At 70.3% G+C, this 22182-nt stretch carries 20 protein-coding genes; 4 read left to right on the top strand and 16 right to left on the bottom strand.

The window, feature by feature from the left end; genetic code table 11:
• Positions 1-63 precede the first annotated feature (63 nt).
• From WBG79_RS08870 to WBG79_RS08880, 3 genes are all read right to left on the bottom strand, one after another.
• Positions 64-1104, bottom strand: coding sequence for an ABC transporter permease (locus WBG79_RS08870; protein WP_337356745.1), 1041 nt, complete (start codon positions 1102-1104; stop codon positions 64-66).
• A gap of 20 nt (positions 1105-1124) precedes the next feature.
• Complete coding sequence (locus tag WBG79_RS08875; protein WP_337356746.1) at positions 1125-2627, bottom strand: sugar ABC transporter ATP-binding protein; 1503 nt, start codon at positions 2625-2627, stop codon at positions 1125-1127.
• A 200-nt stretch (positions 2628-2827) separates the two neighbouring features.
• Positions 2828-3859 carry a sugar ABC transporter substrate-binding protein gene (locus tag WBG79_RS08880; RefSeq protein ID WP_337356747.1) on the bottom strand — a complete coding sequence of 344 codons (1032 nt, stop codon included), beginning with the start codon at positions 3857-3859 and terminating at the stop codon, positions 2828-2830.
• A 229-nt stretch (positions 3860-4088) separates the two neighbouring features.
• Between WBG79_RS08880 and mtnK the strand changes: the two genes are divergently transcribed.
• Entirely contained in the window at positions 4089-5375 is a 1287-nt protein-coding gene (gene mtnK / locus WBG79_RS08885; RefSeq protein ID WP_337356748.1) for an S-methyl-5-thioribose kinase, read from the top strand.
• Between the two features lie 130 nt (positions 5376-5505).
• Entirely contained in the window at positions 5506-6750 is a 1245-nt protein-coding gene (locus WBG79_RS08890) for a pyridoxal-phosphate-dependent aminotransferase family protein (protein ID WP_337356749.1), read from the top strand.
• Between the two features lie 174 nt (positions 6751-6924).
• Here WBG79_RS08890 and WBG79_RS08895 read toward each other — a convergent pair whose 3' ends face one another.
• The 13 genes from WBG79_RS08895 to WBG79_RS08955 form a co-directional block, all read right to left on the bottom strand.
• A complete protein-coding gene (locus tag WBG79_RS08895; RefSeq protein ID WP_337356750.1) occupies positions 6925-8325 on the bottom strand; it encodes an FAD-binding oxidoreductase in 1401 nt (466 codons plus the stop codon).
• 14 nt (positions 8326-8339) lie between these two features.
• On the bottom strand, positions 8340-9650 hold the full coding sequence (locus WBG79_RS08900; protein ID WP_337356751.1) for a TRAP transporter large permease: 1311 nt from the start codon (positions 9648-9650) through the stop codon (positions 8340-8342).
• Between the two features lie 3 nt (positions 9651-9653).
• On the bottom strand, positions 9654-10163 hold the full coding sequence (locus WBG79_RS08905) for a TRAP transporter small permease (protein WP_337356752.1): 510 nt from the start codon (positions 10161-10163) through the stop codon (positions 9654-9656).
• Between the two features lie 110 nt (positions 10164-10273).
• A complete protein-coding gene (dctP, locus tag WBG79_RS08910) occupies positions 10274-11263 on the bottom strand; it encodes a TRAP transporter substrate-binding protein DctP (protein WP_337356753.1) in 990 nt (329 codons plus the stop codon).
• A gap of 32 nt (positions 11264-11295) precedes the next feature.
• Positions 11296-12090 carry a cyclase family protein gene (locus tag WBG79_RS08915; protein ID WP_337356754.1) on the bottom strand — a complete coding sequence of 265 codons (795 nt, stop codon included), beginning with the start codon at positions 12088-12090 and terminating at the stop codon, positions 11296-11298.
• A gap of 26 nt (positions 12091-12116) precedes the next feature.
• Positions 12117-12638, bottom strand: coding sequence for a 4-vinyl reductase (locus tag WBG79_RS08920; protein WP_337356755.1), 522 nt, complete (start codon positions 12636-12638; stop codon positions 12117-12119).
• A 3-nt stretch (positions 12639-12641) separates the two neighbouring features.
• The gene (locus WBG79_RS08925) at positions 12642-13478 is read right to left on the bottom strand and encodes an HpcH/HpaI aldolase family protein (protein WP_337356756.1); all 837 of its coding nucleotides are present in this window, start codon (positions 13476-13478) and stop codon (positions 12642-12644) included.
• A 3-nt stretch (positions 13479-13481) separates the two neighbouring features.
• Positions 13482-14021, bottom strand: coding sequence for a flavin reductase family protein (locus tag WBG79_RS08930; protein ID WP_337356757.1), 540 nt, complete (start codon positions 14019-14021; stop codon positions 13482-13484).
• Between the two features lie 12 nt (positions 14022-14033).
• Positions 14034-15128, bottom strand: coding sequence for an LLM class flavin-dependent oxidoreductase (locus tag WBG79_RS08935; RefSeq protein WP_337356758.1), 1095 nt, complete (start codon positions 15126-15128; stop codon positions 14034-14036).
• On the bottom strand, positions 15125-15856 hold the full coding sequence (locus tag WBG79_RS08940) for a GntR family transcriptional regulator (RefSeq protein WP_337356759.1): 732 nt from the start codon (positions 15854-15856) through the stop codon (positions 15125-15127). Before WBG79_RS08940 ends, WBG79_RS08935 begins: the two co-directional genes overlap by 4 nt.
• Before the next feature lie 398 nt (positions 15857-16254).
• A complete protein-coding gene (locus tag WBG79_RS08945) occupies positions 16255-16593 on the bottom strand; it encodes a YciI family protein (RefSeq protein WP_337356760.1) in 339 nt (112 codons plus the stop codon).
• A gap of 383 nt (positions 16594-16976) precedes the next feature.
• Positions 16977-18119 (bottom strand): acetylornithine deacetylase, encoded by a 1143-nt coding sequence (gene argE, locus WBG79_RS08950; RefSeq protein ID WP_337356761.1) that lies wholly within the window; start codon positions 18117-18119, stop codon positions 16977-16979.
• A gap of 11 nt (positions 18120-18130) precedes the next feature.
• The gene (locus tag WBG79_RS08955) at positions 18131-19318 is read right to left on the bottom strand and encodes a pyridoxal phosphate-dependent aminotransferase (protein WP_337356762.1); all 1188 of its coding nucleotides are present in this window, start codon (positions 19316-19318) and stop codon (positions 18131-18133) included.
• Between the two features lie 216 nt (positions 19319-19534).
• On the opposite strand from WBG79_RS08955, the gene WBG79_RS08960 reads away from it, so the two are divergent.
• A complete protein-coding gene (locus tag WBG79_RS08960; protein WP_337356763.1) occupies positions 19535-21127 on the top strand; it encodes an ABC transporter substrate-binding protein in 1593 nt (530 codons plus the stop codon).
• Positions 21128-21215: 88 nt separating this feature from the next.
• Positions 21216-22181, top strand: coding sequence for an ABC transporter permease (locus WBG79_RS08965; RefSeq protein ID WP_337356764.1), 966 nt, complete (start codon positions 21216-21218; stop codon positions 22179-22181).
• Position 22182: the final 1 nt, after the last annotated feature.

Below are 22182 nucleotides of genomic sequence, written 5' to 3' on the forward strand. Positions count from 1 at the left end.
GCGAGCGCGAGACGGCGTCGGCCCGCCCTCCAGCGCGGTTTCGGCGGATGAAACAGCGGGCCGCTAGCCGGCCCTCGCCCCGTGCGCCGCTGTCCTGAGCCGCTCGGCGTAGACGTTGATGACGAGTGCGGCGAGCAGGATCAGGCCGCGGATCAGGATCTTCAGGAAGCTGTCGATGTTGACGTGGTCGAGGCCGTTGTTGAGGACGCCGAGCACGAAGAGCCCCACGATCGTGTTGCCGATTCCGCCGCGCCCGCCGAAGAGGCTCGTTCCGCCGACCACCACCGCCGCGATGGCGTCGAGCAGGTAGCTGTCGAACTCGTTCTGCTGCGCGCTGCCGAAATAGGCGACGCCCAGCATGCCGGCGAGCCCGGAGCACATGGCCGAGATGACCATCACGGCGCCGATGATCAGACGCACGTTGACACCCGAATACTCCGCCGCCTCGCGGTTCCCGCCTACCATGTAGACGTAGCGGCCGAAGCGCGTGTAGGTCAGCACGAGGTGCGCCACCAGGAGCGTCGTCGCCGCCACGATCACGATCCACGGCACGCCGCCGATCGAGCGCGATCCGAGCGTGACGATGATGTCCGGCACCGAGTAGGCGATCTGGCCGCGCACCAGGAGCGCGCAGACGCCCGCCGCGATCTGCATCATGGCGAGGGTCATGATGAAGGACGGGATGCCGATCCGGGTCACGCCCACCGCCGTGACGAGGCCGAGCGCCCCGCAGGTCATCAGCGCGAGCAGCACCGCGGCCGGGCCGGGCAGCGGCAGGTTCGCGATGTTCACGCTCGCGTCCTGGAGCGTGAAGAAGGCGACCACGATCCCGGTCGCGTTGGCGACCGCAGCGACCGACAGGTCGATCTCGGCCGTCAGGATCACGAAGGTGAGGCCGACCGCGATGATGGCCGTGACCGAGATCTGCTGGAGGATGTTCCAGACGTTGCCGACCGTGGCGAAGGAGGGGCTCGCGAAGGAGAAGAAGACGACGAGCGCGAGGAGGGTCAGGAAGGGCGCGATGTTGCGCAGCTGGTTCTTCAGGAAGAAGCCGAGCCCGCGGGGGGCCGAGGGGCGGTCGAGTGTGGTCTCGGTCGAGCTCATGGGCGGGTCCCGTGGTGGTCTCAGGCGGCTGCGAGGAGCTGGTCCTTGGTGATCTTGGTGTCGGTGAACTCCTCGGCGATCGTGCCACGGCGCAGGACCAGGATCCGGTCCGCCATCGACAGCACGGTTTCCGGCTCGGTCGACACCACCACGACCGCGATGCCGCGCTCCTTGAGCGAGCGGACGATGTGCACGACGTCCTCCTTGGCGCCGACATCCATGCCGCGCGTCGGCTCCGACAGGATGAGGACACGCGGCGGACGGGTCAGCCAGCGGGCGAGCGCCACCTTCTGCTGGTTGCCGCCCGACAGGGAGCCGAGCCGCGTGTCCGGTCCGGGCGCCTTGATGGACAGGGTGCGGATGTGGCCGGCCGCGATCTCGCGCTCCCGGGCCGGCTTCAGGAACAGCCGCGACAGGTGCTCCAGGATCGAGATCGAGATGTTCTTGTAGATAGGCAGGTCGGCGAACAGCATGTCGCGCCGGCTCTCCGGCACGTAGGCGATGCCGGCCCGCTTGGCCGTCGCCGTGTTGGCGAGCCGCGTCGGCGCGCCCTCGACGAGGATGCGGCCCCGGTCGGGCGCGATCTTGCCGAAGAGCGAGCGGGCGAGCTCGATCTGCCCGCAGCCCATGAAGCCGTAGATGCCCAGCACCTCGCCGCCCCTGACCTTGAGCGAGATGTCGTCGAAGGCGGTCCCGAAGCCGAGCGCCTCCGTCTCCATGACGACCGGCGCTTCCTTCGGCGACGTCAGGGTGATCTCGCTGAGCCAGCTCTCCTCAAGGTCCTCGCGGCCCGACCCGATCATCCGCTCGATGATCCAGCCCTTGTCGGTCTCCGCCGTGACCGGCGCGGTGACGACCTTCCGGCCGTTGCGGAAGATCGTGATCGTGTCGGAGATCCGGAGGATGTCGTCCAGGAAGTGCGAGATGAAGACGATCGAACGCCCGCTCTCGCGCAGCTTGCGCAGGACGGCGAAGAGTCGCTCGGTCTCCGGCGGCGACAGCGCCGAGGTCGGCTCGTCGAGGATGATGATCCGCGCGCCCGAGAAGAGCACCCGCGACAGTTCGACGAGCTGCTGGATGCCGATCGGCAGGCTCCCGGCCGGCATGCGGGTGTCGATGTCGAGGCCGAGGTTGACGAGCTGCTCGCGCGCCGCCTTGTGCATGCCCGCCCAGTCGACCACCCCGAAGCGGTTGACCGGCTGCGCGCCCAGGAAGACGTTCTCGGCGACCGTCAGGTCCGGCGCGATCGAAAGCTCCTGGTGCACCATCCCGATCCCGGCCGCGAGCGCGTCGCGCGTGGAGCGGAACTGCACCGGCTTCCCGTCGATCGCCATGGTGCCCGTATAGCTCGCATGCACCCCGGCGATGATCTTCATGAGCGTGCTCTTGCCCGCCCCATTCTCGCCGATCAGCCCATGGATCTCCCCGGCCCGCAGTGTGAAGTCGACGTCCTTCAGCGCCTGCACGCCGCCGAAGGACTTGGAGACGCCGGTGAGCGACAGGAGGGGAGGGGAATCCGTCATGCGGCCGTCCTGGTTCGACTGTCGTTCGCGTCCTGTGGACTCGGGAGGCCGGTCCGTGGCCGGGCGCCCCCGCCCCCTGCAGCCCTGCCGGTCCGGACGCGCGCCGGAGGCGGACGGACGTGGAGACCGCCCGCCCCGAAAGGCCCGCCCGGGATGCGGGGCGGGTGGCCCCGCCGCCGGTCCCGGACGCATGTGCCGCGTCAGATGAGGAACTGCTCCTCCATCCAGGCCATGCCGGGGGCGTTGGCCTTGGTCACCACGGGGCCGTCCGTGATGATGTGCTTGGGGATGTCGGTGCCGGTCTTGGCGCCGTGGATGACGGCCGCCACGCCCGCCACGATCGCGCCGCCGTGGATGCGGCAGGACGGATTGCGGACGGTGGCGAACATGCGCCCGTCCGAGACCGCCGCGATGGCCGGCGGCATGGCGTCGACGCCGCCGATCTTGATCTCGGTCCGGCCCTTGGCCTTCATGACGTTGTAGGCGGCGAGCGCCATGTCGTCGTTGTGGAAGAAGGCCGCGTCGATCTTCGGGTGCTTGGTGAGATAGGACTCCCAGAGTCGCACCGCCTTGGTGACGTCCCAGTCCGCCGGCTGCGTCTCCAGCACCTCGATCTTCGGGAACTTCTTGACGACGCTGTCGAAGCCGCGCGCGCGGCCCTGCGCGCCGGTGTGCCCGAGGGCGCCCTGCGTCATGATGATCTTGCCCTCGCCGCCGATCGCGTCGACGAGCGCCTGGGTCACCGAGGCGCCCATGAACTCGTTATCGGGGGCCAGGAACGTGTGCACGCCGATGGAATCGAGCGGCGCGATCAGCGTGTCCATGTCGATGACCGGGATGCCGGACTCGATCATCTTGTTGACCGGCGCCGTCAGCGTGCCGATGCCGAAGGCCTGGATGGCGACGAAGTCCCACTTCTGCGAGGCCATGTTGTCGATGGCCGAGCGCTGCTTGACGGCGTCGAGCTGCCCGTCGAACCAGGTCACCTCCACGTTGAAGAGCTTGCCCCAGTACTCGGCCGCCTGCTTGCCCTGGGCGCACCAGGTCGCCTGCAGGCCGGCATTCGAAAAGGCCGCCTTGAGCGGACGGGTCGCGCGGCCGGCCTCCTTGGCCATGGCCTGCGCCACGAACGGGTCGAAGCCGAAGCCGGCGAGCGCGGCCGCCCCGGCCGCCAGGGACGCATTCCGGATCAGGCCGCGGCGCGAGAGCCCGGCATCATTGTCCTCGGACATGGGTCTTCCTCCACCTTTATTGGCTCGGGACGCCGGTCCTTGCCGGGCCCGTACCGAAACAGGCTGCCACGGGATTCAAATCGGTTCAATCCGTCGCGGCATAATTCCTCGGACATTTTCGCAAGGCAGGTCCGCGCCCCGGGGCCTTGCGGGAGGCCGCTACTTGCCGAGCGTCAGCAACGGGTTATGCTTCGCCGCAACAAGCAGGGACTGCGGGAGGAACACCTCGATGGACGACGCCCAGCGCGTGGCGGCGGGCTACCGCCCGCTGTCCGAAGCCGATCTGCCACGCTACCTCGCCGGCCTCCCCGGCATGGCCGACCGGCTCGGCGGACCGCCCGCAGGCTGGACGGTGCGCGAAGTCGGCGACGGAAACCTGAACCTCGTCTTCATCGTCAAGGGACCGGCCGGCGGCGTCGCGGTCAAGCAGGCGCTCCCCTACGTCCGGCTCGTGGGCGAATCCTGGCCGCTGCCGCTGTCCCGTGCCCATTACGAGCAGATGGCCCTCGCCGAGCAGGCCCGCCTCGTGCCCGGCCGCACCCCCGCGATCCGCCACTACGACGAGCGCCTCGCCCTCATCGTCATGGAGCTCCTGGAGCCGCACGTGATCATGCGCCGCGGCATGATCGCCGGCACGCGCTACCCGGCCTTCGCGGCCGAGATCGCCGACTTCATGGCCCGCACCCTCTACTTCACCTCCGATCTCGCGCTGACGGCCGCGGCCAAGAAGGACCGCGTCGGCGCCTTCGCGGGCAATCACGCCCTCTGCAAGATCACCGAGGACCTGATCTTCACCGACCCCTACCGGGTCGCCGCCAACAACCGCTGGACCAGCCCCGAGCTCGACGACATCGCCGCCGCCTTCCGCGAGGATCTCGACCTCCACGTCGCCGTCTCGCGCCTGAAGCTGAAGTTCCTGAGCGCCGCGGAGGCCATGCTGCACGGCGACCTGCACACCGGGTCGATCATGGTGACCGAGGCCGAAACCCGTGTCATCGATCCGGAATTCGCCTTCTACGGCCCGATGGGCTTCGACATCGGCGCCGTGATCGCCAATCTGCTCCTCAACTATCTCTCGCAGCCCGGCCACGAGACCGAGCCGGGCGGCCGGCGCGCCTACCAGCGCTGGGTCCTGGACACAGTGGGCGAGGTGTGGTCCCGCTTCCGCGACGACTTCCTCGCCCTCTGGCGCGCGAACCCGACCGGCGACGCCTATCCGCCCGACCTCTTCCAGGGCATGGCCGGCGCCGCCCGTCTCGAGGAAGAGCGTCAGGCCTTCATGGACCGGCTGTGGCGCGACACGGTCGGCTTCGCGGCCGCCAAGATGATCCGCCGCATCCTCGGCCTCGCCCACAACCTCGACCTGGAGAGCATCCCCGACCGCCGCCTCAAGGCGGCCGCCGAGACGGCCGCGCTCGGGATGGCGCGCACGATGATGGTCGAGACCGAGCGCTTCCCCTCGGTCGACGCCATCCTGGCGCGGGCCGAGGCCGCCGGCGCGAGCGTCCGCGCCTGAGCCTCCCGCCGCCCGCCCGCGGCAGACCAGACCCGCACCGGCCCGGCCGGTCGGCCCTGGCCTCCGCAACGGGCTTGGCGTAGGAGTGTGTGCCCATTTCGGCGCCAGTTCCCGATCGAAAGATTTCACGATGTTCGACGACAACTCCCATCCGGCCGCCGCCGGACCCGCGCAGACCCGGTCCACCCCCGTCGCCCTCGCGCGCGGCCGCGAGTTCCTGTCCATCCCCGGTCCGACCAACGTCCCGGAGGTCGTCCTCGCCGCCATGAACCGGCCGGCGGTCGACATCTACGCCGAGGAACTCCTGGAGACGACCGGCCGCTGCCTGGAGGATCTGAAGACCGTCTTCCGCACCAAGGCCGCCGACACCTACATCTACATCGCCAACGGCCACGGCGGCTGGGAGGCGGCGCTGACCAACACCCTGTCGCGCGGCGACCGCGTGCTGGTGCTGGAGAGCGGGCGCTTCGCCAAGGGCTGGGGCGAAATGGGCGCGCTCATGGGCATCGACGTGGAGATCCTGCCGGGCGACTGGCGCCGCGCCGTCGACCCCGCCGCCGTCGAGGCGCGCCTGCGCGCCGACCGCGAGCACCGCATCAAGGCCGTTCTGGTGGTCCAGGTCGACACCGCCTCCGGCGTCGTCAACGACATCCCGGCGATCCGGGCCGCCATGGACGCCGCCGGCCACCCGGCGCTCTACATGGTCGACGGCATCGCCTCCGTCGGCTGCATGCCCTTCGAGACCGATGCCTGGCGCATCGACGTCGCGGTCACGGCCTCCCAGAAGGGGCTGATGATGATCCCGGGCCTGGCCTTCCTGGCCGCGAGCCCGAAGGCGAAGGCGGCCCATGCGAAGGCGGACCTGCGCACCGCCTACTGGGACTGGACGGCGCGCGACGGCATCGAGAACTACCGCAAGTTCTGCGGCACCGCTCCGGAGCACCTTCTGTTCGGCCTCACGACCGCCCTCGACCTCCTCTTCGCGGAGGGTCTCGAGGCCGCCTGGGCGCGGCACCGGGCGCTCGCCCGCGCCGTCCAGGCCGCGGTCTCGGTCTGGGCCAGGGGCGGCGCGCTCGAGTTCAACGTCGCGAACCCGGCCGAACGGTCCCCGTCGGTGACCACGATCCTGACCCCCGGCTTCGATCCGGAGGCGCTGCGCGGCTTCGCCCGGGTGAACCTGGGCGTCATCCTCGGCTCCGGCATCGGCGACCTGTCCGGCAAGGCCTTCCGCATCGCCCATATGGGCTACGCCAACGCCCCCATGGTGCTCGGTACCCTCGGGGCGGCCGAGACGGCACTGCGCGCCCTCGGCATCCCGCACGGGACGGGCGGCCTGCAGGCCGCCGCCGACGCGCTCGCCGGCCATTTCGGGTGACGGGCCCGCCCGGTCGATCCGGTACCGGCCGCGCTCGGTCCGCTGCGCGACCCTCGTCTCTGTCCTGCCCGGGCTTGTCCCGGGCATCCAGGACGAAGGCGCGGACCTCGTGGCGCGGGTTGCCGGGACAAGCCCGGCGATGACGGACCGGGAGGCCGAGACTTCACGCCGCCCTCAGGGCAGGACCTTGCCCGGATTGAGGATTCCGGCCGGGTCGAGCGCCGCCTTCACCCGCCGCATGACCGCGATCGCGGCGTCCGAGCGGGCGAGCGGCAGGTACGGGCGCTTCAGCGTGCCGATGCCGTGCTCGGCCGAGATGGTGCCGCCGAAGCCCCGCGTGGCGGCGAACACGACGACGTCCATCTCGTCGTGCGGCTGGTGCCCGCCGGCCGAGGGCACGTTGACGACCACGTGCAGGTTGCCGTCGCCGACATGCCCGTAGCAGAGCACGCGCGCATCCGGCCAGCGCGCCTCGATGTCCCGGTGCAGCGCCTCCACGAGCGCCCCCATCGCGCCGATCGGGACGCCGAGGTCGTAGCCGATGATGCGGCCGAGGATGCGCCCGTATTCGGATACGCCCTCGCGCACGGCCCAGAGGTCGCGCACGTCGCGCTCCGAGGCGGCCACGACCACGTCCTCCACGGTGCCGGCCTCGATCAGGCCGGAGAGCGCCGCCTCCAGCCGCGCCTGCACGTCGTCCTCGGCGAAGCCGCTCGCCTCGACCAGCACATAGGCCCCGTGCGTCCGCCCGAAGGGCTTGCGCACCGTCCCGAGCCGGTCGGCCATGAAGTCGTAGTAGCAGGGCCACATGCCCTCGAAGACGGTGAGCGCCGGCCCGAGCCGCCCGCGCAGGCTCTTCAAAAGCTCGGTCATCGCCGGGAAGCCCGGGAGCGCGCAGAGCGCGGTCGCCACCCGGGCGGGCTTCGGCTGCAGGCGCAGCACCGCGCGCGTCACGATCCCGAGCGTCCCCTCAGCGCCGATCAGGAGCTGCTTCAGGTCGTAGCCGGCGTTGTTCTTCAGCATCGTGTTGAGCGCGTCGACGATGGTCCCGTCCGCCAGCACGAACTCGACGCCGAGCACGTTCTCGCGCGTCATGCCGTAGCGGATCACCCGCACGCCGCCCGCGTTGGTCGAGAGGTTGCCCCCGATGGTGCAGGATCCGCGCGCCCCGAGGTCGACCGGGTATTGCAGCCCGACCGCCTCGGCCGCCGCCTGCACGGCGGCGAGCGGCGTCCCGGCCATCACCGTCATGGTGGACCCGACCTCGTCGACGGCCTCGACCCCGTTCATCCGCTCGAGCGACAGCACGACCGCGCCCGCGATCGGATGAGCCCCGCCGGCGAGCCCCGTCAGCCCCCCCTGCGGCACGACCGCGACGCCGAGCCGGTTGCAGGCCGCGAGCGCCGCGGCGACCTCGGCGGTCGAGCGCGGCCGCAGGAGCGCCAGCGGCTCGGTCGGGTCCTGGTCGCTCCAGTCGTGGCGGTAGCGGGGCTCCACCGCGGGCCCGGGCGTCAGCACGCCCTTGGGCAGGGCGGCCGCGAGGGCCGCGAGGGCTTCGGCCGTGTCGGTCGGCATCGGTCCGGTCTCCGTCAGAGAAGGCGCGGCAGCAGGAGCGCGATCGAAGGGAAGAAGACGATCAGCACGATGAGCAGCATCGTGCAGAGGATGTAGGGAAGGGCGGCGAGCGACACGGTCTTCAGCGTCGTCCCCGGGGGCGCGACGCCGAGCATGATGAAGAGCAAGAGCCCGAAGGGCGGCGTGGTGAAGCCGACCTCGTAGGACAGCAGGAGCAGGAGTCCGAACCACACCTGGTCGAAGCCGAGCTGCTTGGCGATCGGGATGAAGACCGGCAGTGTGATCAGCATCATGGAGAGCTGGTCCATGAACATCCCGAGCAGCAGGATGATGCCGATCATCACGAACAGCATGGCGTAGGGCGACAGGTCGAAGGACAGGAACCACTGGATCATGCCGTTCGACGCCCCCGAGAAGGCGAGCGCCTGCGCGAAGGTGGTCGAGGCGGCGATGATCAGGAAGGTCATGCCCGAGACCTTCATGGCGTCGTCGAGCGACCGCCATACGACCCACCACGAGAAGCGCCGGTAGGCGAGGAGCAGGCCCGTCACACCGAGGCAGCCGAGCGCGGCCGACTCGGTCGGCGACGCGATGCCGAGGATGATCGAGCCGATCACCAGCAAGACTATCACGCCCATCGGGATCACGTTCGCCGCCACCGCGGAGAGCTTCTCGGCGAGCGAGGCCTCCGGCGTGTCGTAGTTCGGCGCCGCATCCGGGTCGATGGCGGCCTGCACGGTGATCAGCGCCATGTAGAAGGCGGTGAGCAGCAGCCCCGGCAGGAAGCCGGCGATCAGCAGCGCACCGACGTCGATCTGCGCGAGCGACCCGAGCAGCACGGCGAGCGAGGAGGGCGGGATGATCACCGCGAGCCCGCCCGCCCCGAGGATCGGCCCGAAGCTCATGTGCGGCTTGTAGCCCCGCTTCAGCATCTCCGGCACCATCGCGGAGCCCATCATGCCGGTGTTGGCGATGCTGGACCCCGAAAGTGCCGCGAAGACCGCGCCGGACAGGACGACGATGTAGGAGAGCCGCGCCTTCACGCGCCCGATGCAGAGGTCGACCGCGTGGAAGACGTTGTCGCCGAGCCCCGACCGGAAGAACAGGCTCCCCATCACCAGGAACAGCGGCAGCGGGGTCAGCGCGTAGATCGACACCGCCTCGCCGAAATTGGCGACCATCTGGCGGATGCCCAGCCCGCCGCCCATGAACAGGAAGATCGACACGATGTTGGTCGCGAAGAACGCGAAGGCGACCGGCACCCCGAAGCCCATCAGCATCAGGATGAGGCCGATCATCACCGCGAGCGCCGTGTACCACTCCATGGCTCAGAACCCCTCGATGTCGCGCACGTCGACCGCGTAGAGCGAGTCCTCGCCGAAGAGGAAGCGAAGGAATTCCACCGCCGACAGCCACATCCCGACGACCATCGGCAGGTAGATCGACCAGCGCGGCACGTCGAAGGAGCGCACATCGTAGGCGCCCGTCCGGACATTCTCGGCGAAGAGCTCGAAGGCGATGCCGCCGAGGTAGAGGCAGATGCCGATCGCGAGCAGGCAGACGAGCTTCTCCGCCGCCCGCCGCGCCCCCGGCGGCAGGGCGTGGCGCAGGAAGTCCGCGCAGACGTGCCCCTTCTGCCGCACGAGCCAGGGCATGGGCAGGAAGGCGACGTAGATCAGCAGGATCTCGATGAAGGACGCCGTCCAGGCGACCGGCCGCGCCAGGTTGCGCATCGCCACGTCGTAGAGGACGAGGAGCACGATGGCCCCGAGGATGAGGCGGGTCACCACCGCCAGGGCACTGGAGACGAGCCCGCTGAGGCCGAAGACTTTCTGCACCGTGGCCTCCGGGAAAGGCGGCAGGGAGGAGGGGAGGGGCATGCGCCCGCACCGGTCCGGGCCCCGTCCGCCGGAGCGGACCGGGAGCCGGCCGGGCCGGGCGGCGTCGCCTAGCCGAACTTCGCGCGGAGCGCGGCGACGTTGGTCGGGTCGCGCTTCTCGAGCCGCGCCCAGCTCTCTTTCGCCGCGGTCTCCAGGAACAGCTTCCTCTGCGCCTCCGGCATCTCCACCACCTTCATGCCGGCGTCGAGCATGGCCTTGCCCTCGTCGGCGGTGATCTTGAGGTTGGCCGCGACGCTCTCCTTCTCGTGCTCGATCGCCACCTCCTGCAGGATCTTCTTCGCGTCGTCGGGCAGAGAGTCCCACTTGGCCTTGTTGACGCTGATCAGCACGTCGGTCTGGAAGAAGCTCGGGTCGATCCGGAACTTGGTGAACTTGTTCCAGCCGAAGCCCGAGTAGCCGGCGATCGAATAGGCGTTGGCGTTGACGAGGCCGCGTTCCAGCGACGTGTAGACCTCGCCCGGCCCCTGCACGACCACGCTCGCCCCGAGCTTCTCCAGGAAGTCGCGGTAGAGGGCGGAGCTGCGGATCTTCAGCTTGGAGAAGTCGATCGTGCCGTCGGCGGCGCGCGGCGGCTCGTCGACCGTGAAGATGTGGAAGCCCGCCCCGCCGTCCACATGGGCGAGCACGAAGGCGTTGCCCTTCTTCCCGTAGATCTCGTTGATCAGCGCGAAGCCGCCGTTGGCCCGAAGCTCCGCCGGGGTCTTCGACGTCGCCGAGAAGACCTCGCCTTCGGGCACCAGGTTGAGATAGGGCCCCGCCGGGCAGTTGATCATGTCGACGAGGCCGGACTTCTGCGCGTCGCCGAGCTGGCCGAGCGGCAGGATCTCCGGCCCGCCGCGCACCTTGATCTGCACGACGCCCTTGCCGCGCTCGTTGAGCTTCGCCACGAAGGCCAGGAAGCTCCGCGCGTAGCTCACCTGCGCGGGCGTGAAATGCACCGCGTTGAGCGTGACCTCGGCGGCGCGCGCCGGCCGCGCGAGGCCGACGCCGGCGAGCGCCAGCGCCGAGGTGGTGAAGGTTCGCCTGCTGATGCCCATCGGTTCGTCCCCCTTGTCCCGGTGCCCGGGTCTCAATCCTCGTCTTCGTCCTCGACCAGCGCGAGCACGCGCAGCGGGCTGCCCGAGCCGTTCTCGATCTTCAGCGGCGCGGTGACGAGCACCGCGCCCGTGGGCGGCAGCTGGTCGAGGTTGCAGAGGCTCGCGAGCCCGAACTTGTTCGCCCCGTGCATCAGCGCATGCGCCGGGAAGGGCGGCTCGAACGCGAAGGCCTGGCCGGCGTCCGTGCCGACCGCCTCGACGCCCCAGCCCTGCACGTCGCACTCCTCGACCAGGTAGCGCACCGCGTCCGGGCTCGGCCCGGGCACGTGCGGCCCGTCCTCCTTCATGTTCAGAAAGGCGGCCGGGTCGGTCCGCTTCGACCAGTCCGACCGCATCAGCGCCCAGGCTCCCTTCGGGATGCGGCCATGCTCCTTCTCCCAGGCCTTGACGTGGCCGGGCGTCACGAGGAAGCGCTCGTCGCGGGCGCAGTCCCGGGAGAAGTCGAGCACGCAGGCCGGCGCGATGAAGCGCTGCGGGTCGATCGTGTGGGTCGCCCCGTCGGCGAGGTGCCGGCCCGAGATCCAGTGGATCGGCGCGTCGAAATGCGTGCCGGTGTGCTCGCCGCAGGCGATGTTGTTCCAGTACCAGGCCGGCCCGCGGTCGTCGTAGCGGGAGATCTCCGAGATCGAGAAGGGGGACGAGGGCGCGAAGTTCGGCGGCAGCTGGATGACCGGCGTCGACGGCTTCAGCACCTGCGTCAGGTCGACGACCCGGATCCGGCGCTTGGCGATGGCCTTGGCGAATTTCTCGAGGCTGCTCTTGCCCATGACACTCCCTCCGCTTTCGTTTCGTTTCAGTCCGCCCCCGGCCCGCCCGCCGGGCGCGCCTCGAACCGGCAGTCCGGCGCCCCCATGGCGGCGCAGGCCGTCTCCACCACCGTCACCGGCCGGTCGAGCACCATCTCGCCGACCGCCGTCATCATGCCCCGGATCGGATGGCAGACCGGCGCGTCGGACGCGCCGTAGCCGGCCGCGAAGGGACTGTTCGAGACGGTGAGGCGCAACAGGTCGGGCTCGAGCGAGAAAGTCCAGCGCCCCCATCCGAGCTGCGGCGCGGTCGCCGCCACGATGTCGAGGAGCCCCGGCCCCGCCCCGCCCATAGCCCGGTAGGCGCGCGCGCTGTCCGCGCCCTGGCGGGTGATCGAGCGGGCGAGCGCCTCGAAGGCCTCCGCCCGCCGCTCCGCCGGGAGGTTCAGGAAGAGGCCCATCAGCGCGTCGGGCCTGATCAGCATGTAGCGCCGGCCCTGGTCCCACCAGGCCCCCTCCGCCTCGTCGAGCCGCAGCCGGTCCTTGAAGGAGGTGGGGGCGTCCGTCATGGCTCAGGCCTTCGACTTCTGCTCGATGGCGGGGGCGCGGGCGGCGCGCGGCAAGGCGGGCTCGGCGGCCGGCGGCGGCACGGGCGCCGGCGGGTCGCGGAAGCGCCGCGTCACCTCGGCGAAGCCGCGCTGCACGATGTCGATGTCGTTCGCCGTGGTCACCATCCGGTAGCCCTGGCTGCGCGCCATGGCGGCCATCTCGGGCCGGCCGGTGAAGACCCCGCAGGGCATGTAGGCCGCCCGGCAGATCCGGTGGATGTCCGCGCAGGCGACCGTGTGGTCGTGCCGGTGCGCCGGGAAGGTGCCGAGCGACAGCGACAGGTCGCCCGTCCCGATGAAGATCATGTCGACGCCCTCGACCGCCGCGATCTCCTCGGCCGCCTGGAGCCCCGCGTCGGTCTCGATCATCACGATGACCGCGATGCTGTCCGCCCCCGCCACATAGGGCACGAAGTCCTTGAGCGGCCGCACGCCGCCGCCCGAGCGGTGGCCCTTCGGCGGGTACATCGCATGCCGGACCGCCGCCCGCGCCTGCTTGGCGGATTCGACGAGCGGCACGATCACGCCCTCCGCACCCGCGTCGAGCGCCGTCCCGATGGCGAGCGCCGAGTTCTCCGCGACCCGCACGATGACCGGGATCCGGCTCGGCACCGCGCCGATCACCGCCTCCAGCTCCCGCCGGTCCCACAGCCCGTGCTGCATGTCGATGACGACGGCGTCCGGCCCGGACGCGACCGCCAGCTCGACGATCGCCGCCGAGCCGAGCGAGAACCAGGCCGCCCCGATGCAGCGCCCGGAGTGGATCATGGACTTCAGCGTCGGCCGCTTCGGATCGAACATGGCTCAGGCGTCTCCCGGCAGCGGAACGACCGACCGGTAGCCGCCGTCGCAATAGGCGAGGGGGCCGGCCTCCGCGTCGAAGAAGTGGATGTCGCGCACCGTGCCGATGACCACGTGGTGGGTGGCCCAGTCGTGCACATGCGCGACGGTGCAGTCGAACGCGACCCGACAGCCGACGAGGAGGGGCACCTCGCTCTCCGCCGAGCGCATCCAGTTGCCGAAGGCGAAGCGGCTCGTCCCGCGCACGTCCATCTGCCCGCCGAAGGCGCGCGCCACGTCGGTCTGCCGGTCGGTCAGCACGTTGACCGAGAAGGCCGCGTCCTCCCCGAGGGCCGAGGCGATCGTGCTCTGCCGGTTGACGCAGACGAGGAGCGAGGGCGGGTCGGCGGTCAGCGACGTCACGGCGGTCGCGGTCAGGCCGACCGGGTGGCCGTCCGGACCGTGGGCGCCGATCACCGTCACCCCGCCGACGAGCGACCGCATGCCGAGCTTGAAGCGCGCGCCTCCCGAGGTCCTGCCGGTCGGCCGGGTCATGACGGTCATCCCCCTTGCTCCTCAGACCACCCGGAGCCCGGCCTGCTTCATCAGCGGCAGGACCCGGTCGCAGAAGAAGGGCAGCTCGTAGGCGTAGTTGACGAAGGTCAGCGCCGCGCCCGCGTAGCCCTCGTTGGAGATCTTCAGCATCTCCTCGACGATGAACTCCGGCGTGCCGACCAGCGGGTAGGAGCCCGCTCCGCCGGCGAAGCGCTTGCGGTAGAGGTCGAAGGCGCGCTTGTCGTGGGAGTTGGCGAACTCCGCCTTCTGGCTCATGTGCAGGTCGACGGCGGCGTGGTCCGCCTCGGTGACCGCGTAGCGCTGGTAATAGTCCTCCGCCTCCTTCTGCGTCTCGCGCGCCACCACATGGCAGACCGTGTAGACGCCGACCTCGCGCTGGTAGGCCTTCGACCGCTCGCGCATGTCGGTGACGTGCCGGCGGCCGTCCTCGATGTCCGTGAAGGTGGAGAACAGGAAGTCGCAGTAGCGCGCCGCGTAGTCCCGCCCCGGCGGGCCGAAGGCGGCGTTCATGGTGACGGGCCGCGGGACCTGCACGCTCGCCGGCCGCGAGACGACCTGCTTCAGCTTGTAGTACTTGCCGTCGAAGTCGAAGGGCTGCTGGGTCCCGTAGCAGCGGTCGATGACGTCGATCCACTCGCCCGCCCGGCCGTAGCCGTCGTCGCCGAGTTCGATCCCGAACATGCCGAACTCGGCCGGGTTCCAGCCGCACACGATGTTGAGCCCGGCCCGCCCGCCCGAGATGTGGTCGACGGTCGCCAGCGCCTTGGCGGCGTAGACCGGATGCACGATCGGCACGTGGACCGTCATGAAGAGGCCGATCCGTTCGGTGGAGGCCGCCAGCCCCGCCGCCCACGTGAAGGTCTCGAAGGACCACTCCCGCACCCGGTTCTTGCCGCCGAAGCCCTTCCAGCGCGCGATCGGCAGGAAGAACTCCAGGCCTGCCCGGTCCGCGATGCCGACGGCCGCCAGGTTGTCGTCCCAGCTCGCCCGCCAGCGCTCCGGCACGTCCGTGATGGCGAGCCCCCCGTCCGCGTTGGCGGAGAAGACGCCGAGCTTGAACTTGTTGGGGCCCTTGAGGGGATGCGGCTTGATCACGACGGTCTCCCTGTCGCGCGGGCTCTGGGCGCCGCCGGTTCGTCCTCGTGCCCCTCGGCTCCGGCGGCTCGGAAGAAGGCGGCTCGCGCATGGTCCACGAAGCCCCGCATGCGGGTCTCGGAGAGCGCGGGGTCGCGCGCCCGGAAGGCGTCGAAGATGCCCGCCAGTCCCTCGACCACGATCCGGCGGGTTTCCCGGTCCTGCAGCGTGGCGAGCCGGACCGTCTGCACGTGGTCGACGAAGCGTCCGATCGTCTCGGCGAGCCGCCGGTTGGCGACCGCCCCGAGCCAGGCCGACCGGAACGCCACGTTGGAGAGGATCATCCCGTCGATGTCGTCGGCCGCATGCGCCCGCCGGCATTCCGCCAGCGCCTCGGCGAGCTTCGCCTCCGTGCCGGCATCCATGTCGCGCGCGGCGTTGGCGGCGGCCTGCGGCTCGAGCAGGCGCCGGATTTCGAAGATGTCGCGGATATCCTGGAGCGAGAGCGCCGGCACCGTGAAGCCGCGAGTCGTGCCGATGAGGTAGCCTTCGGCGACGAGCCTCAGCAGCGCCTCCCGGACCGGCATGCGCGACAGGCCGTATCCGCGCGCGAGCTCGACGTCGACGAGCCGTTCCTCCGGCCCGATCCGCCCGCGCTGGAGCTTGCCCAGGAGGTCGGCATAGACCTGCTCGCCGAGGCTGTCGCGCCGGGTCACGCTTCTGACGGACGCGATGCTGCCCCGGGCCATCCCATGCCTCGCCGGCTAACCGTATACTGTATACGGTTGAGGCTACGCCTGCCGCCGACGGCTTGTCAACGGGGCGCGTTCCCTGCGGCGGAGGGCACGCCAAGGGTCGGGAGTAGCGAGCCCGGCAGTCGCCGAGCGCACGACGGCACCGTTCCGGCAAAGCCCCCACACGTGTCACCCCGGCCATCGAGCCGGCCTATTCGGCGGTCCCGCGGGGCACGTCCGTGCCACCGGACGCCGGCTTGCAGGACGAACGGCCATTAGGTCCCGGCTCGATGGCCGGGATGACACCGGGGGGACGGTCGGGGCAGGAAGGCACCGTCCCGGCGAACGGTGAGGGGCCAAAGGGCGCGGGAGATGGTCCTCGAATGCGCCGAGACTCGGAGCGCCCCGTCCGGTCAGCTCGCCGGGTCGTACATGAACTCGCGGAGCTCCTGCGGGCAGCGGCACGCGGCCGCGAGCTTCCGGGCCCATTCCACGGCCTCCGCGCGGGTCGGCAGTTCGAGCACGGTGAACCCGCCGGTGAGGCGGCTGCCGGGGTATGTGTCGGGGGACACCGACCCGTCGGCGGAGACCAGCACCGGGGAGATTCGCTCCGCGATGCCGCCGCCGAAGACATAGACCCCGGCGGCCTTGGCTTCTTCGATCACCGCATGGGAGTCGACGTCGGCGAGCGCGAGGTCCTCGGCCGAAAGCGCCATGGCCTCGCTGGGGAAGGAGATCAGATATTTGGTCATGTCTCGCTTTATGGGTTGCTAGGCGGTGGAGGGCAAGGGACGGCGAGCCCAGGCCTGCTGCTCCACATCCACCATCCGCTGTCGAGATCCTTGCCGTTTGGACGTCCCTCTCCCGGCGAACGCCGATCAAGAGGACTCCCAGCCTCTCCCCCGCATTCCCGGACAAGGCGCGGAACGCGCCGCCGATCCGGGATCCAGCGCGGGGGGCAGATCGCAGCGCTGCGGCGGGGGGAATGCGCCGGGCCCCGGCGCTTCGGCCGGGGATGCGGGCTGAGGGGTGGGTGCACGCCGACGGCGTCGGATGCGGGTGGAGGGGTGGGTATACCGCTATGCCCGGCGCACCCCGCGGGGGCCGGACCGGATCAAGCAAGCCCGACCCCACCTCACATCAGTTCGTTCCCGACCAGCCGCTCCATCACCCGGAAGCAGTCCTGCAGGTCCGCCTCGGCGATGAACTCGTCCGGCTGGTGCGCCTGCGCGACGTCGCCGGGGCCGCAGACCACGGACGGCACGCCGGCCTTCTGGAAGATCCCGGCCTCGGTGCCGTACGCGACCTTGCGGGGCACCGGGCTGTCGAGGAGCCGGGCCAGCGGGGCGAGGTTCGCCGCCGGCTCGGGCTTCAGCGCGGGAATGCGCGACAGGATCTCGAAGGCAATGCCCGTGCCCGGATCGACGGCCTTCATGGCGGGCTCGACCTCGCGCGCGGCGAAGTCGCGGAACCGTTCGAACACGGCCCAGTCGTCCGCGCCCGGAACCACCCGCATCTCCCAGAAGAAGCGGCAGCTCTCGGCGACGATGTTGCCGTGCAGGCCGCCCTTGATGGTGTTCACCTGGATCGTGCTGTAGGGCGGGTCGAACCCGTCCGCGCGCGGCCCGGTCTCGCGCATCTCCGCCCGGATCCGGGAGATGAACGAGATCACCTCGGCGGCCGCCATCACGGCGTTGACGTAGCGGTCCGGCTGGGATGAGTGGCCCGGCTTGCCCGTCACCACGCCCCAGCCGATCAGTCCGCCCTTGTGGCCGTCGATGAGCCGCATGGACGAGGCCTCGCCGATGACCGCGAGCCGCGGCGCGAGGCCGGACGCTCCGACCCATTCCGCCATGCAGCCGACCCCCGTGCAGCCGACCTCCTCGTCGTAGCTGAAGGCGAGGTGGAGAGGCCGCGTCAGGCGGCCGGGGTCGAGCGACTGGGCCAGCGCCATCATGACCGCCAGGAAGCCCTTCATGTCGGTCGCCCCACGCCCGACGAGGCGGCCGTCCGCCCGCCGCATCGCGAAGGGATCGCCCGTCCAGGCCTGCCCCTCGGTCGGCACGATGTCGGTGTGGCCGGAGAGCAGGAGCCCCCCGGGCGCCTCGGGTCCGATCGTGACAAGCAGGTTCGCCTTCGTGCCGTCCTCGTTCGGGAAGCGGCGGAAGGTGGTGTTCGGGCCGGCGAGTTCCGCCTCGATCCAGCCGAGGCAGTCGAGGTTGGACGCGCTGGAGACCGTCGGGAAGGCGATCAGGCGGGCGAGCAGGTCGGCGATCATGGCGTCCCCCGTCAGCCGAGCGCGCCGGCGATGCGGTCGACCGCGACCTCGACCACCGCCGGGTCGCGGAAGACGCACATGCGGATGAACGGCCGTCCGACCGCGCCGAAGAGGTTGCCGGGCGCCAGCCCCACATGGGCCTCCTCCAGGATCCGCATGCAGGCCGCCGCCGAGTCCGGCTCGCCCTTGAGCCGGAAGAAGGCGTACATGCCGCCGCGCGGCTTGTCGGGCAGCTCCACGCTGTTCAGCCGCCCGAGCCGGTCGTAGGCGATGTCGAGCCCCGTCCGGATCCGCGCCTTGACCTCCTGAACGAAGGGCTCGCCTTCCCGGATCGCCACCTCCGCTCCCGCCTGCACGAAGGGGGACACGCCCGAGTTGACGTATTGCGTCATGGCGGCGAGCTGCGGCGCGACCGAGACGGGATGGGTCAGCCAGCCGATCCGCCAGCCCGTCATGGCCCAGGCCTTGGAGAAGCTGTTGACCGCCATCACCCGGTCGTCCTCCTCGGCGAATTCCAGGATCGACGGCGCCGCCTCGGCCTCGAACCAGAGCCGGCCGTAGACCTCGTCGGAGATGATCCAGATCCCCGTCCGGCGGCTGAAGTCGAGGAGCGCCTTCATCTCCTCCCGGGTCACCGTGAAGCCGCAGGGGTTCGACGGCGAGGAGAACATGATCGCCTTGGTGCGCGCGTCGCAGGCCGCGAACAGCCGGTCGAGGTCGAGCCGCCAGTCGGTGTCGAAGCCGAGCGCCACCGGCCTCGGCTCGGCGCCGACCAGGTGGATGGCCGCCGCGATGTTCGGCCACTGCGGTTCGACGAAGACGACGTTCGCGCCCGGCTCGGCGACGAGCGACAGGGCCATGAACACCGCCTGCATGCCGCCCGGCATGACCGTCGACCGGCTCGGCGCGATCGGCCGCCCGTAGAGCCGCGTCTGATACTCCGACAGCGCCGCGACGAGCCCGGCCGCCCCGCGCATGTTGGGCTCGTAGAAGGTCTTGCCCGCATCCATCGCCGCCTTCGCGGCCTCCCGGATGAAGGCCGGGGTGACGATGTCGCCCTCGCCGTACCAGAGCGGAATCACGTCCGGAATCGACTGCGCGCGGACCGCGAGAAGGGCGATGTTCTCGGTTTTCAGGTCGCGAATCTGCGGGCGGATTCCGGAGAAGGCGAAGGGGTCGTCGGGACGGGGGACCGGCATGGCTGTCCTTATGGTCGGGTCCGGCGGACGGTCGCCCGCTCGGCCGCGATGATGCGGACGCCCCGCGGGAACTTCAAGCTTCAACATTTTATGGCTGCCGCGCGCCGGGGAGCATCCCTGCGCGCCGCGACCCCCTTGCGCCCGGGTCCTTCAAGCTTAAAGTGACTCCCCGGCCGACCGGCCCAAGGGAAACCACCGCCATCGCGGGAGACGCCGATGTTCAGGAAAGCCGCCGCCCTCACACGCTCTCTCGCGGTCGCCGGCCTGGCCGCCGCCGCCCTTGCCGGCCCGGCCGGCGCGGCGAACTTCAAGTTCGCCGGCCCCCTCGACGCCTACACGCTCGACCCGCACGCCGTCTCCAACACCCTCATCTTCGCGGTGCTCTCCAACGTCTACGAGCCGCTCGTCCGCCGCGGCGCTGACCTGAAGCTCGAGCCCGCGCTCGCCACCGAGTGGAAGCAGGTCGACGACCTGACGTGGGAGTTCACGCTCCGCCAGGGCGTCAAGTTCTCGAACGGCAACGCCTTCGACGCCGACGACGTGGTCTTCTCGCTGAACCGCGCCAAGGCCGGCGGCGTCAAGGCCAACCTCGCCGCCATCGCGTCGATCGAGAAGGCGGGGGACCACAAGGTCGTCGTGAAGACCGGCGCGCCGACGCCGATCCTGCCCGCCATGATCGTCAACTGGTTCATCATGGACAAGGAATGGGCGGAGGCGAACGGCGCCGTCCAGCCCGGCTCGGCCAACAACCAGACCGAGACCTTCGCCAACCGCAACGCCATGGGCACCGGCCCCTACGTGATCAAGGAGCGCGACCCCGGGGTGAAGACGGTCTTCGCCGCCAATCCCGGCTGGTGGGACAAGATCACCGGCAACATCGACCAGGCGACCTTCTTCGTCATCGCCAACCCGGCCACCCGCGTCTCCGCCCTCGTCACCGGCGAGGTCGACATGGTCGACGGCCTGCCGCCCCAGGACGTGCAGCGCATCGAGGAGACCAAGGGCCTGCGCGTCCAGGCCGGCTCCGACCTGCGCACCATCTACATGCAGCCCGACATCGCCCGCGACAATCTCCTGCACGGCAGCGAGAAGTCGAAGAACCCGTTCAAGGACGTCCGCGTCCGCAGGGCCATGACGCTCGCCATCGACACGACCGCCATCCAGAACCGCGTCATGCGCAAGCTCTCCACCCCGGTCGGCCTGCCGATCGGCAAGGAGGTCGAGGGCTTCGACGCGGAGCTCGGCAAGCCCGTGGTGGCCGACGTCGACAAGGCCAAGGCCCTGATGGCCGAGGCCGGCTGGGAGAAGGGCTTCACGGTCAACCTGGACTGCACCAACGACCGCTTCATGAACGACGAGGCGACCTGCCTCGCCATCGCGGCCTCCCTCCAGCGCATCGGCATCACGGTCGAGCCGCGCATCGCCCCGACCGCCCGCTGGGCGAAGCAGATCAACCCGCCGGACTACGACACCAGCCTCGTCCTCGTCGGCTATTCGCCCGCCACCTACGACGCCCACCTGTTCTTCACCTCGATCGTCGCCACCCGCGACCCGAAGTCCGGCCTCGGCGCCTTCAACATCGGCGGCTATTCCAACCCCGAGGTGGACCGCCTGATCGCCGACATCGGCAAGGAGCGCGACCGCACCAAGCGCCTCGGCCAGATCCGCCAGGCTTTCGCGCTGATGAAGGAGGATGCGGCCTACATCCCGATCCACCAGTTGAAGATCCTGTGGGGCGTGAAGGACAGCGTGACGGTCGTCCAGCCCGCCGACCTCGGCTATCCGCTCCGCTACTTCGTCGTGAAGTAGAGGCCGACCGGCGATCGAGACACGGGCGGGGCGGATCGGACGCCGCTCCGCCCGCACCGTCCGCCCGCCTGCAGCGAAGGACCCGGCCGTGCTCCTCTATCTCGCATCCCGCGTCGGCCAGACCCTCGTCGTGCTCCTCGTCATCAGCCTGATCGCCTTCCTGCTCGTCGCCAACCTGGGCGATCCGCTCGCCGCGCTCCTCTCCGCCGACGCCAGCCAGGCCGAGCGCGCCGCCCTGGTGCGCGAACTCCAGCTCGACCAGCCCCTCGCGGCCCGCTTCGTCGGCTTTCTCGGCAAGCTCCTCCAGGGCGACTTCGGGCTCTCCTACCGCACCCAGGAGCCGGTCGCGAAGCTGATCGCCGAGCGCCTGCCAGCCACCCTGGAACTCGCCTTCGTCAGCCTGCTGATCACCCTCTTCGTCGGCGTGCCGCTCGGCATCCTCTGCGGCGTCGCCCCCCGCTCCATCCCCGCCCGCCTGGTCATGTTCGCCAGCGCGGCCGGCGTCACCCTGCCGAATTTCGTCGTCGGCATCGCCCTGATCGCGATCTTCTCGGTGCAGATGAAGCTGCTGCCCTCCTTCGGGCGCGGCGAGACGGTCCAGGTCGGCGCCTGGACCACGGGCCTGCTGACCGCCTCCGGCTGGCGCGCCATCGTGCTCCCGGCGATCACGCTCGCCACCTTCCAGTCGACCTTCGTGATCCGCCTGATCCGGACCCAGCTGATGGAGGTCGGCCTTGCCGAGCACATCCGCTTCGCCCGCGCCCGCGGCCTCTCGGAGGCGCGGATCTGGGGCCTTTACGCCCTGAAGAACACCGCGCTGCCGGTCATCACCATGCTGGGCCTGCAGCTCGGCAACATCATCGCCTTCTCGGTCGTCACCGAGAACGTCTTCGCCTGGCCGGGCCTCGGCACCCTGTTCCTGCAATCCGTGCAGGCCGCCGACGTGCCGGTCATCGCCGTCTACCTGATCTTCGTCGGGGCCGTCTTCATGGTCATCAACCTCGCGGTCGAGATCGCCTATCCGCTGATCGACCCGCGCGTGCTCGGCCGGTGAC

It is taken from the genome of Prosthecomicrobium sp. N25, assembly GCF_037203705.1.
Taxonomy (GTDB): Bacteria; Pseudomonadota; Alphaproteobacteria; order Rhizobiales; family Ancalomicrobiaceae; genus Prosthecodimorpha.